Consider the following 12,756-nt stretch of genomic DNA (forward strand, 5'->3'; position numbering starts at 1 on the left):
GATGGTGGCATTCGACGGCGCGAGCCCTCAGGAAGTCATTGACAAGCTGTTCGTGGGGAAGGACGCGCCCTACGGCCCGTACACGTGCGTCAAGACGCCCGAACCGATCGGCGACCGCATGCTCTGGGCCACGCTCCAGCGCCCCGGGGACGAGTCCGACCTCTTCGACGTCCTCCTGTTCGGCAACATCTTCGGCGTGGCGGGCGAGCTCTGGGAGCACGAGGTCCGCAACCTCCTGCGCCTCCAGGCGATCGGGCACCCCGCGCTGCCGGAGATCGTCGACGGGGGACTCGACGCCGGACTCGGTGTCGCCTTCACCATGACGCGCCAGACCGGAACCCGGCTGAGCGAGGTCTGGACCCGGGACGACTTCCCCCAATGGGTCAGGGACAACCGCGGCCTCGCCTTCGAGCAGTACAGCCTCCTCGTCGACGCGCTCAGCCAGTTGCACGGAGCCCGGATCCTGCACCGGAACCTCACCCCCGGCGCGATCACCATCCGTCAGACCGGCGAGAACCGGTACGCCTTCGCGCTCGGGCGGTTCGAGATGAGCGCACTGCTCGGCAACCTGGTCAGGACCCTGTACGCGCCGTCCAGGAACGAGGAGTACCGCACCCTGATGAAGGCGCTCTACCTGGAACCGCCGGCCGGCATCGAACGCGCCCATCACCTCGCCTACCTCGCGCCCGAGACCTGGCCGTCGATCTTCGACGAGGTCCCCGAGCCCCGGCGGGACTGGACCAGCACCGATGTCTTCGGCCTCGGCGTCTTCGGCTGGGAACTGTTCTGCGGGCCCCTCGCCGAGACGCTGCCGGAGGCGTACACCGCGGTGTCCGCCGCCGGTCCGGGCGAGCTGCTCGGCGCCCTGGGGGCACTGCACACGACGATGCGCCGGCATCTGCAGATCCAGTCCGGCCGGGCCGTCCCCCGGGAGCTGGCCCGGGTCCTGCTCGGGATGCTCGACCCGGAGCCCGGCGCGCGGCACTCGTCGTTCGAGGCGGCCCGCTCGCTGGAGGAACACTGGGGGTCGATCTGCGACCTGTGGGAGAGCATCGACCCCGAACGACAGCCGTACCTGGTCGCGTTCATGCCGGCCGAGTCGGTGGACACCGTGTACCGGCAGCGCCAGTGGATCGCCCACAGCCCGGAGGAGGCCACCGGCCGCGACGAGCTGCGGGACTTCCTCGCGTGGGAGTTGCGACAGGCCGAACTGGTGTGGTCCCCGGGCGGCGCGAAGGGCTTCGTCGCCGGGCCCGAGGAGCGTCTGCAACAGGCCGAGTGGGCCCTGATCGGCGAACAGGCCGTCTGGTTCTGCGCGTTCCTCTACGACGAAACGCTCTCCGGCCGGATCCGGACCAAGCACACCCGCACGCTGGTCATCAAGTACCTGGTCGACCGGCGGTTCGCTCAGGAGATCCTCGCCGCCCGGCCGCGGCGCCGGATCGGCAGGATAGACCTCGTCGCGTACCGCGCCCGGCAGGACCTCAGCTCCCACTTCAAGGACCGCCCCGACTGGACGCCGCTGACCGAGGCCGTGAAGGCCGGCCGGACGGCCCACGACCCCGGGAACCAGCAGTTGCTGAGGTCCATGGAGTTCATGCTCGAATACCAGGGCGTCATGCAGCGGGCCCGGCAGTACCCGTACGTCAGGGTCGCGGAGGGCAGCAGCGGCAGGACCCACGTCCTGCAGATCGATCGCGACCGCGACCTCGACTACCGGCACAGTAACCCCCTGCTGACCGCCTTCGCGGGCGATCCCCGGCTGCGCGCGCCCCTAGGCGACTTCGCGGCCTCCCTCCTGGGGGAGCAGGCGGAGAAGGCCGGCGAAGTCGTGCTGGACATCGTGGCCGGGGACGGCACACCCTACTTCGGCCGCGACCGGGTGCACGTCACCCTGGTCGCCCGCAAGGACGCGGACACCGTGGAGGTGCACGCCCCCGACGTACGGCAGTTCCCGGCCGTCGGCTGGTTGCGGCCCGCCCAGGACCGCGGCACGGCGATCCAGTTGAGCCGGATGGCGCGCGGGGTGGAGGCGCTGCGGCAGAAGTCCGGGCTGATGCGCTCCCTGCATTCGCCCTCGTCGATCACCCTCAACCGGAGCCAGTGGTCGCCCGACGCTTCCGGCGAGGGCCCGCAACTCACGGGCAAGGGCGAGAAGATCGTCGGCAAGATGCTGGAGACCCACCCCTTCTTCGCTCTCCAGGGCCCGCCCGGCACCGGCAAGACGACCGTCGCGACCCATGCCGTCCAGCGCTACCTGCGCGCCGAGCCCGGGGCCCGAATCCTGGTGAGCGCACAGTCGAACGGTGCGCTCGACCACCTCGGGCTGCGGCTCGTCGAACAGCTGCGGACCGAACTCGCCGACTGCCGCGTACTGCTGCTGCGGGAGATCCCGGACTCGCGCGGAGCGGGCAGCCTGCCGCCGGCCCTGCAGCCGTACACGCTGACGCGACTCTCCGAGAGCCTCAGGGACACCATCCGGGAGGCCACCCGGCGCATGGCGCTCACCGGCCCGGACGGGGAGGGCCTCGACCGGGCCGAACTCAGGCTCGCCCAGGAGTGGTCGGACCTGGTCGAGAACAACCTGCTGGAGGTCTCCGACCGGATCAAGGCCGGCGCCAACATCGTCCTCGCGACCTGCTCGATCGCCGGCACGCTCAGCGAGGAGATCCGGGACGCCTCCGACATCTTCGACTGGGTGCTCATCGAGGAGGCGGCCAAGGCCTGGCCGACCGAGATCATCATGCCGCTGGTGCTCGGCGTACGGTGGACGCTCATCGGCGACCACCGCCAGCTCGGCCCGCACCGGGCCACCGATGTGCGCAACTTCCTGGAGACGCTGCGGGAGAGCGGCAACCCGCAGCTGGTCCGCCACGTCGAAATGGCCGACAAGTACCTCGCCCACCTCGAACTGTTCGGAACGCTCTTCGAGAACAACCAGCAGCACCAGCAGCCCAACTCACCCCTGGACAAGCTCGATCACCAGTTCCGCATGCACCCCGACATCGCCGAACCCGTGGCGCGGGCCTTCTACCAGCAGCGCGACGAGAACAACGAGGTGAAGTACGACTCGACGGGACTGCCCGAGACCTTCCTCACCACCCCGGCCACCGGACACGCCAAGCGGCACGGGCTGACCGCACCCCCGTACGTCGCCGGCAGTCCCCTGGTCTGGCTCGACACCTCGCACCGCCGCGACTGCGCCGACAAGCCGTACTGGCGCAACGAGGGCGAGGCGCGGCTGGTCACCGAGCTCGTGGGTCAGCTCGCCGGCACCGCCGACAGCGGCTCCCTGGACTTCGCCGTGCTCACCCCCTACGTCCAGCAGGTGAACGCCCTGAAGCAGTTCGGAAACCTGCGGGGCCGGGTGCACACGGTCCACTCGTTCCAGGGGCAGGAGGCGGACCTGGTGATCGTCTCACTCGTCCGCTCCACCGTGCAGGGCCCGGACGTCCGCCAGAACGTCGGGCACGTGGCGCAGGCCGAGCTCGTGAACGTGCTGCTGTCCCGGGCCCGCAAACTGCTCGTCGTGGTCGGCGACCTGCCCCATTTCGAGGAGCACGGCGGCGAGGCGTGGAAGCACGTCACCACCGTGTTCCGCCGTATCGGAAAGATCAAGGACGCCGCCGCCCAGGAGCCGCTCGGATGAACGTCACCATCGCCGTCCCCGCCCGTGCCGTCACCCTCACCCTGGTGCTCGGCCCCGAGCACGGTGCGACCACCCTGGAGGGACTGGCCGCCCGGGCCGTCGCCGCCGGCCGCCGGACGGTCGGCGACCTCGCCGAACTCTTCACCCTGCCCCACCGCGTGATGCTCGACGTGGTGCACGGCCTGTGGACCAAGGGCTACGTCTCGGTGGACTTCTCCGAAGGTCAGCTCGAACTCACCGACACCGCAAGGGACGAGATCGCCCAGGGCTCGGCCCTCACGAAGGCGGGAACCCAGCACGAGCAGCGGAAATTCGTCTACGAGCCGATCACCGGAAGCGTGTTCAACTTCTCCTCGTCCGTGTCCTCCCCGCCCGCCGGAGCGATCGAGGTCCCGGTCCGCCAGGGGACCGACACCGACGACCTGCCCCGCGGCGAACTGCTGCGGGCCGTGCGCTCGATGATCCGCTACGACCGCCGCACCCGCGGCCTGCGCCAGAACATCCTCGACGTCTCCTTCGGCAACCCGCTGGTCAACACCGACGGCGCGATGCGCTGGCTGTCCGTCCGCGGCACCGTGCACCAGGACTTCGACACGGGACGGCTGTCCGTCGAGATCTCCGAGGACGAATGGAACCAGCAGGCCAGAGACCGGTTTCGGGACGAGATCGCGCTCCTCGCCGAACAGGACCCGCCCCTCCCCTTCATCGACAGGCTCCGGGGCAAGGCCGAGCCGAGCCGCCCCGCCCGCACCGACCTCGCCTACCTCGGCAGCCGGCTCACGAGGCTTGCGAACGCCGCAGCGGCCACGGCGCCCACCAAGCTGAAGCTGGCCGACGAGGAACTCCGGGCCGCCGCCCGCAAGCTCGGCGAACGGATCGACTACCTGACCGCCTTCCGGGCCGAGGCCGAACCGGTCTCGGCCGGCGAAGGAGTCCGCTGGACCAGGTCTGACCTCATCCAGTCGGCCCGCCACCAGCTCGTCATCGCCGCCCCGACCATCGAGTACGGGCCGCTCAAGGAGATCCTGCCGGACCTCGACGACGCCCTCGGCCGGGGAGTCACCGTCGTGCTCCTCTGGGGCACCGCGGTGAACGCCGCCTTCCCGGACAAGGTGGGCAACGCGCTCCACGACCTCAAGACCCGGTACGGCGATCGGATGATCTTCGCCAAACGCAGTGCCCGGATCCGGGCCAGCCTGATGATCCAGGACGACGAAAGAGCCTGCGTCGGCTCCCGCAGCCTGCTGACCGTCGACTCCGGCGCCGGTGTGCTCGTCCAGCGCCCGGAGGGTTCAGCCGCACCCGCACGGTGCGTCGTGGACCTGCTCATCTGGGCGCGCAGTTTCTTCCCCGACTGGCAGACCAGCCGGCGCATCGCGTTCCGCCCGGAGGACCTCGGCCGCACCCCTGACGCCGATCCGGCCCCCGCCCCCGTGCCGGTCGCCCGCGTCCTGCCCGAGCTCCCCGACGAAGCGATTCAGGACAGCCCGGCCGCCCGGATCCGCTGGGCCGCGGACTGGCGGGACACCGCCACCCGGCTGACCGGTGCGATCAGGAAGCTCCACACCGGAGTTCCCGTGGTCCTGACGGTCCAGGACGCGGAGTACCAGGCCCTGATCCACCAGGCGCTCCACACCGAGGCCAGCCGCATCGCTGTCACGGACGACCACGCCGAACACGAAGTCTGCGGCGACGCCCTCGGACACCACCTGCAGGCACAGCTCGACAACGGCGCGACCGTCCACCTCTTCCACCCGGTACCGGCCGGACCCGCCGCCTCCGAAGCCTTCGAACAGCTCACCACCGCCGTCCGCCGCACGAGGACACTGCGCCACGGCAAGGCGGCGACCCGGTCGGTGGTGTGCGACCTGACGGTCGTCGTCGGCAGTTGCTCACCACTGGCCCGCCGGTCCCACCGGTCGGACCCCGACGTGCTCAGCGGACACGTCGGACTCCACGTCCGCAGCGGGGACTTCGCCGCCGCGCACACCCGTGGACTCGGCATCGCCGACTGGCACGGCGCACCGGCCGAGGGGGCCCCGGCCGCACCGGCGGAGGTCACGGAGGTGACGGAGGATCGTGCCTGGAGCGACCTGGAAGAACTCCTGCAGGCCCAGGAGTCAGGTGTCGAACGCGTCGAACTGCGCGAACAGGCGGTCACGACGCTCCTCTCCCGCCCCCGGGAGGAACCGCAGTGGCAGCGCTGGGCGAACTGGCTGGTCGAGGACGCCTGGCACCGCCACGCCTTCGTGGAAGCCCACCTGCTCGCGCCGTTGACGGCAGGGCCGGGCCGGGTGACAGCCGAGCTGAGCGCCGTCGCCGTGCCGATCGAACACGGCCCGACGGGGGACCCGCTCTTCTACGCGGCGCTCGATCTGCCCGCTCGGAGCGAGGAGCGGGCCGTCTGCCTGGTCGGAGCGATCGCCGAACTCCTGCTGTGGGGCGGCCCGGCGGGCGCGGACGTCTACGCCGAGCTGTCGGAGAAGGCCACCGGGATTCCCCTGCCCGCCGCCTGGCGCGAACTCGGAGAAAGAGCCGTCGCCTACCACGCGGCCACCGGAGGGCCACTGCCGCTGCGGCAGCTGGCCTCGGAAGCCGAACGCACTCGGCTCACCGAGCAGGCCGCCCGGGCCCAGCGCGCACTGGCGCAGCGCGTCGAGGACTTCCGCCCCTCCCGACAGGCCTTCGCCTTCCGCGGCGGCTACTACCTGCACGACCAGCTGTTCGCCGCGAACGGGCTGATGACCCGCATCCAGGAAGTCGCCGCAGCCCCGCGCCCGTACACCGCCGGCACGTACGCGGAACTCGAGTCGGTCCTGCCGCCCGGCCCGGACATCCTCGGGCACCTCAACAAGATCGTCGCCGACGGCCACCACCCCCCGGTCCAGTGGACCAACTACAACCTGATGCGTTACGCGGACCGGGCCGCCGAGATCGTGGACGGCGCCCGCGAGGTCGTCGCGCTCATGAAGGAACTCGCCTCGATCCGGGACGGCGGCACGGACGTCACCGGCCACCACCACGCGGTCGCCCTCCTCATCCGCGAGCGCTGGGACGAGCTGTTCCGGGAGGCCGAGGCCCTGGGTCCGTTGTACGCACAGCCCGCCCTCGCGCTGCTGCGCCGCCTGCACCGCCCGAACCTCGTGGAGGAGACCGAGTGAGAGAGCGGAGTCGGGCAGGTGAAGTCATCGGGTGGAACCCGCCGCACAAGGCGGCAGCAGGTCGACACAGGAGACAACATGATCATCCCGCTGCACGGCCTGCTCGCTGACTGGCGCGGCCGGTTCCGGCACCAGGCCGTCCTGACCGCGCTCGCGGCGGGCACGGACCCCGACCCCCAGGAGCTGGCCACGGCCCTGCTCGCCACCTACCACGGCCCGGCCGCCCCGGCCGAGGTGTACCGCCGCCTCCTCGATGCGGGCGAGTTCCAGGTCGCCGGCGGCATGCTGACGGACTGCCCCGAACTCCGCGACGGCGCCGTCGACTTCCGGCAGGCGCTCAGCCGCGCACGGGCTGCGGCTGACGAAGCGGTGCGACTGAAGGTCGGCGAACTGCTGCGGCGGGCCGAGGACGCGGACATCGCGCCGCCCCCCGGACTGGCCGCCGCCGGGCTCAGGGAACGCGCACGCCTGCGCACCGCCCCGGTCGCAGCCCAGCTGGCGCAGTACGAGGAGATCCTGGCCCGGGACATCGAGACCGCCGTCGGCGCACTGCGCGAGAGCGCCGGAACCGACGAGCGGGAACCGGCCCAGACCGCCTTCGTGAACGACCTCCTCGCCGCCGGCCAGCTGAGGGTCGCCCGCGCCGTACTGGAACGGGAGCCGCCCGGTGCGCTACTGCCGGAGGCGGTTCCGCAACTCCCGCCCTGGCGCACCTCGTTCGACCCCGAGGTGGTCCGGCAGGTCCTGGTGGACCCGAGTGCCCCGCGGGTGGCGGAGTACCAGCGGTGGGAGCCCGCCGACGCGAGTGCCCGAGCGCTGCTGGACGCCTACGACGACCTGATGTCCGAGGAGGGCTGCACCCGGCAGGCCGTGGGAACGTTCACCTCCGCGCTGGGCCGCTTCCTCGGAAGAGGCGACCAGCACGCACCGGTCACCGCCCGCCCGGACGGCACCGGATTCATGACCTCCTTCGACGGGCTCTTCGCCGAGGACCCGCTGCGCCACCTCCACGAAACCGGCAGGGTCGACCTGTTCGTCGCGGCGCCCAACAGCCCGGGCCTGCCGGGCGACCTCGCCGGGCTGAACCAGTGCGTCGCCGTCGGACACGGCCTCGAACCCTCGGGCTACCTCGGCGGACAGCCCGGCGCCGTACTGTCCACCCGCGACCTGCTGCGGCTGCTTCCCGTCACCGAGCACCGGCCCACCGCCATGCTCCGCCTGCTGGCCAGGCAGTGGCCACTGACCGTCCTCGCCGGCCGGACCCCCAAGGATCTGGACCGGCTACTCGGCAGCGGCGAGACCCGATGGCAGCGCCTCCGCTGGATCGTCGACCTCGCGGGCCTCGGTGACGCCGTCGCCGTCGACGAGATGGAGTCGGCGACCGGCTTCGACACCGGTCTGCTGCACACCATGCTGCACCGGGCCGCGCCCGGCCAGCCCCGGACCGCTCTGCTCCCGAGCGGCCGCTTCGCCTCGTGGGAGGACGACACCGACCTGGTCCGCGCCATGGAGGAGCACCTGGCGGGCCGCTGCCCGGACCAGGTCGCCCTGGTCACCCTGTGGGCGGCGCTGTACGTCGCGGATTCCGACGGCCGTGTCGGCATGGACGACGTTCGAGCAGCGGCCGCCATGGCGGCGACAAGCGAGAAGGACACCGCAGCCGCGGTGGCCGCCGGGGCGGCAGCGCTGGCCGCCGACGGACTGTTGCGCCCGGACGGCGAGGACGACCTCAGGCTGCTGCCCCGCGCGAAGGTCCTCGGCATGCTCGCCCACCACGCCGAGGACCGGCTGACTCATGCCGTCGCCCGCCTCCCCGCAGCAGCGGCCGCCGAACCCCCGGGCACCCGATCACTTCTGCTCGCGCGGCTCACCGACTGGCACCTCAACCGGCACCGCCTCGCCCCCGCCTTCGCCGCCTACCAGTCCCTGAACAGCGCGGACTCCACGGACGGAAACGAACTGCTCTCCACTGCCCGCCGGATGCTCGCCCAAACCGAGGCCGGAGACCGGCTTGCGCCTGACGGAACCTCACTGCTGGACCAGGTACTTAGGGAACTGGTGGTCGAGCTGAGCGCGGCCCACGCGCAGGTGGAGGTCGACATCCGCTGCCCTGTTGACGCGCGTGCCGCCCTCTCGGCGGACGCTCTACGAGTGGTCTTCTACGAAATCCTGGAGAATGCGGCCGAATCCGTGTCCGCCGCAGGCGGCGGGACCGTACAGGTCAGTGTCCAGATCGACGAACCCGACCTCGTCATCGACATCCTCGACAGCGGGGAGGGACTCCTAGGACAGTTTCAGGACCGCCCCACCCTGGTGTTCCGGAAGGGACAGACGACGAAGGGACCCGACCGGGGACACGGGCTGCACCAGGTTCGCAGCATCCTCGCCGACGTAGCCGAGGGCCCCGCCGAAATCACCGTCGGACCAGCAGGAGACGCGCACCCAACCCTGCGGGGAGCGCACGTACACCTCGACCTTCCCCAACCCTCGCGCGGGGTCGGCCGATGACACCGACGCTCGGCCGAAGGCGTCCCGGCCCGCACCAGGCCCGGCGGAGGAGGCCCAGGCTCCAGATCCTCATAGCTCAGCACGACCTGCAAAGCGCCGGTGCCCGAGATACGGCCGTGATCGACGCCGTCAGCGGGCTGCCGCCCGTCGTGGCCAGCGATCTATTTGGCGTCACAGCCAGCAGTACATACCGCTGAGCTCACTACGCGAAGAACGCTGGGGCCGGGCTGCCGCTGGAGCACCCGGCCTGCACTTGACCGAGCACCAAATAGTGTCAAGTGCCAAACCGTCGTTCAGGATTCGCGATCACGGTAAGCAACCGCTGATCCCCTACGGTGACCGAAAGATCGGACATCCCGGCAGAACAGCCACATGCAGCCGCTCGCTCGCCACACCAAACAACTCCCAGCCACAGCGTCACAACCGCAAAACCGTGAGACGAATGTGAGAGGCAGGCCCAAAGCACGCCGAAGGCCGCTTCCTCGCGAACGAGAAAACGGCCTCTGACCTGCGACAATGGGGCGAACCCCAGTCGGGACGACAGGATTTGAACCTGCGACCCCTTGACCCCCAGTCAAGGGGTTCAACTATTGTCGACAGCCGAGACCTCAAGATCTCGGCTTCTTTGATGCTCAACTATCCTGAGGTGCACGTGAGTTGGAGACTCTTAGCGGAAGTGATGCTACGGGCCGCTGACGGTGGCCCAGTGTTTACTTTGCGCACAAGCGTCCGCTTTCGACCATCAGCGTTCATGAGCGCTCATCGGGTGTGGTCCCAAAATGGTCCCCAGGCTGGCCGCTCCGCCGCAGCTACTGCCGGTGACCGAGATCTGTCGGCCCTTCAGCAAGCACCACCGTGCGATCCCAACAGCCGCTGTATCTACGGCGCTGGCCGGCTCGCGGGGCCGGCTCCTGCGGGCGGATCACGGTCGCTTACCCACCAACTACGGATCGTGATCTTCCGGGCGGTGTGTCGTCTTGAGCGTGTCCTCGCCTTCCGGCTCTGAGTGCTTCGCGCACCGCCCAACGCGCTCTGCCGCCACACCCGACACAACAGCCACTCTTGCCCCAGATTCACCAGGCAGTCCGGGAGAAGGGGAAGCTCATGGGACAGCGTGCGCAGCGGGGCAGGGTGTACCGGCGGTGCGGGTGCCGGGACGAGGGCGGGAAGCAGCTGGGTGCATGGTGTGAGCGGTTGCTGGAGGAGGCGGCGCACGGGTCGTGGACGTACTGCGTCGATCTGGCACCGGAGGACGGCCGGCGTCGTACCCGGCGTCGTGGCGGGTTCGCGACCGAGGCCGAGGCGGCGCAGGAGTTGGCGGCGGTGCTGGAGGGTGAGCTGAGCGGGGCGTACGAGGAGCGTCGCACGACCGTGGCGGAGTACCTGCGGGAGTGGCTGGCGGCGCGGAAGGAGGAGCTCACGGTCAACACCTACGCCGGCTACAAGGCGTACGTGGAGCGGGACCTGATCCCTGCGTTCGGGCGTTGCCGGCTGCTGGACCTGCGGCCGAAGCAGATCGAGGACTGGATGGCCGCGCAGCGCAAGGCCGGTCGGGGCCGGGTCGCGCTGTACCGGGTCGTCTCGACGCTGCGCAACGCGCTGAACCACGCGGTGCGGTCGTGGCGGCTGAAGTTCAACCCGGCCGAGCACTGCGTGCCGCCCAAGCCCCGCGCCGAGGAGCGGACCTGCTGGACCCCGGCGCAGGCTGCGGCGTTCCTGCGGCACAACGCCGAGCAGTACGCCGACCAGCTGGCCGACCTGTTCGAGGTCCTGCTCGGTACCGGCATGCGCCGCGGTGAGGTTCTTGCCCTGCACTGGTCGGACGTCCACCTCATGGACCGCAAGCTGTTCGTCCGCTGGACCCTGTCCGCCGTGGACAACGGCGACCTCCACTTCAACCAGCCCAAGACCGAGGCCAGCCGCGCCTGGATCAGCCTCTCCCCCAGAGTCATGACCGCCCTCCACCGCCAGGCCGCCCTCCAAATGTCCGCCCACCCCACGGGGCAGCTGGAGGGCCTCGTCTTCGCCCACGCGGACGGATCGCCCCTGCGGCCCCAGTGGGTCCTCGACCAGCTCCGCAACCGCACCGCCGAACTCGACCTCCCGAAGATCGGGCTGCACGACCTGCGGCACACCGCGGCCAGCATCATGATCGCCGAAGGCATCCCCATCGCCATCGTGTCCAAGACCCTGCGCCACGCCACCCTCGCGACCACGATCAACCTCTACGGCCACCTCTTCAAGGACTCCGCCGACCAAGCCGTCAACGCCCTCGCCCGAGCCCTCGACCAAGCCCAGGGGGGGCGGCTCCGAGCCGTCCCCCCTGGCGACGACGACCTGCCACTTGCCGCATAGCCGCCCGGTCGGTCGCCCGACCTGCCGTGCCGGGCCGAAAGTGCCCAGTCGGCCTTCCTACCCGGTTGTCGCGGACCGCGGGCGGAGGCACACAAGGTGCCTCCGCCCGCCGTCCGGCGCGGGCTCGGCCGTTCAGCGGCGGAAGCTGCGGTGGCGGTCACGGGCCTCGACGTTCCCGAACGGTTCGAACCAGGCCTGCGCGCGCAGGTCCCCCACACCGAGCTGCCGGTTGGCGTCGCCGTCGGGATCCTCAATGCCGTCGAAGCGGGAGCTGTAGAGCATGAGGACGTCGCCCGATGGCTGGAGGAGTTGCGATCCTCGGCCGCCCCGGAGGGCGTGGGTCCTGACGGGGCGCCGGTTGCGATCCTCGGCCGCCCCGGAGGGCGACCGCCACACGCGCGGTCGCTCTGCACAACCAGACCTGCCACACCGTTGCGATCCTCGGCCGCCCCGGAGGGCGACCGCCACGCAGGTCCCGGTAGGGGCTGTGGCCCTGCCCGCGCAGTTGCGATCCTCGGCCGCCCCGGAGGGCGACCGCCACGGCCGGCCTTCCTTCGCCTTCATCAGCAGGCTGAGGTTGCGATCCTCGGCCGCCCCGGAGGGCGACCGCCACTCGACGACCGGATGCTGGGCGAGCGGGCGATGCGGTTGCGATCCTCGGCCGCCCCGGAGGGCGACCGCCACCGCAGACGTCGCACTCCTCGCATGGCCGAGACGTCAGTTGCGATCCTCGGCCGCCCCGGAGGGCGACCGCCACGCCTCCGTCCTGGTACGCCCCGCCCTGGGCGAGATCGTTGCGATCCTCGGCCGCCCCGGAGGGCGACCGCCACGGCCTGCCGGTGGTAGATCAGGTGCTCGTCCAGCAGGTTGCGATCCTCGGCCGCCCCGGAGGGCGACCGCCACGAAGAGCACGGTAGAGCTCTTTGGCTTCCCAACTGAGTTGCGATCCTCGGCCGCCCCGGAGGGCGACCGCCACCAGCAGATGGCGTGCCGATCCTTCCTCTCGACGGGGTTGCGATCCTCGGCCGCCCCGGAGGGCGACCGCCACTGGTGCTCCAGGAGAACGTGAAGCATGGCCTCCCC

Annotated in this window: 5 protein-coding genes and 1 CRISPR repeat array; of the genes, 4 read left to right on the top strand and 1 reads right to left on the bottom strand. The window is 70.8% G+C overall.

Annotated elements, in window-relative coordinates; translation table 11 throughout:
• Window position 1 precedes the first annotated feature (1 nt).
• The 4 genes from ACFVHV_RS28970 to xerC all read left to right on the top strand — a co-directional run bounded on the left by ACFVHV_RS28970 (window position 2) and on the right by xerC (window position 11,673).
• The gene (locus ACFVHV_RS28970; RefSeq protein ID WP_380354781.1) at window positions 2–3,649 is read left to right on the top strand and encodes an AAA domain-containing protein; all 3,648 of its coding nucleotides are present in this window, start codon (window positions 2–4) and stop codon (window positions 3,647–3,649) included.
• Window positions 3,646–6,810 (top strand): hypothetical protein, encoded by a 3,165-nt coding sequence (locus tag ACFVHV_RS28975; RefSeq protein ID WP_380354784.1) that lies wholly within the window; start codon window positions 3,646–3,648, stop codon window positions 6,808–6,810. Before ACFVHV_RS28970 ends, ACFVHV_RS28975 begins: the two co-directional genes overlap by 4 nt.
• Before the next feature lie 78 nt (window positions 6,811–6,888).
• Window positions 6,889–9,318 carry an ATP-binding protein gene (locus ACFVHV_RS28980; protein WP_380354786.1) on the top strand — a complete coding sequence of 810 codons (2,430 nt, stop codon included), beginning with the start codon at window positions 6,889–6,891 and terminating at the stop codon, window positions 9,316–9,318.
• Between the two features lie 1,194 nt (window positions 9,319–10,512).
• Window positions 10,513–11,673, top strand: a complete 1,161-nt coding sequence (gene xerC, locus ACFVHV_RS28985) for a tyrosine recombinase XerC (RefSeq protein WP_380354789.1) — start codon at window positions 10,513–10,515, stop codon at window positions 11,671–11,673.
• A gap of 132 nt (window positions 11,674–11,805) precedes the next feature.
• Here the strand turns inward: xerC and ACFVHV_RS28990 are convergent, their stop codons facing one another.
• Window positions 11,806–11,955: a hypothetical protein gene (locus ACFVHV_RS28990; protein WP_380354792.1), complete on the bottom strand. Its 150-nt coding sequence runs from the start codon at window positions 11,953–11,955 to the stop codon at window positions 11,806–11,808.
• 75 nt (window positions 11,956–12,030) lie between these two features.
• A CRISPR array of direct repeats spans window positions 12,031–12,721; the repeat unit is 37 nt; unit sequence GTTGCGATCCTCGGCCGCCCCGGAGGGCGACCGCCAC.
• The last annotated feature ends 35 nt before the right edge of the window (window positions 12,722–12,756 follow it).

It is taken from the genome of Kitasatospora sp. NPDC127116 (assembly GCF_042677365.1).
GTDB classification, from domain to species: Bacteria; Actinomycetota; Actinomycetes; order Streptomycetales; family Streptomycetaceae; genus Kitasatospora; species Kitasatospora lactacystinica.

What these genes read in the sequence shown, in the direction of transcription:
- ACFVHV_RS28970 (WP_380354781.1), top strand. Translation starts at nt 2, where the DNA reads ATGGTGGCATTCGACGGCGCGAGCCCTCAGGAAGTCATTGACAAGCTG.
- ACFVHV_RS28975 (WP_380354784.1), top strand. Translation starts at nt 3,646, where the DNA reads ATGAACGTCACCATCGCCGTCCCCGCCCGTGCCGTCACCCTCACCCTG.
- ACFVHV_RS28980 (WP_380354786.1), top strand. Translation starts at nt 6,889, where the DNA reads ATGATCATCCCGCTGCACGGCCTGCTCGCTGACTGGCGCGGCCGGTTC.
- ACFVHV_RS28990 (WP_380354792.1), bottom strand. Translation starts at nt 11,955, where the DNA reads ATGCTCTACAGCTCCCGCTTCGACGGCATTGAGGATCCCGACGGCGAC.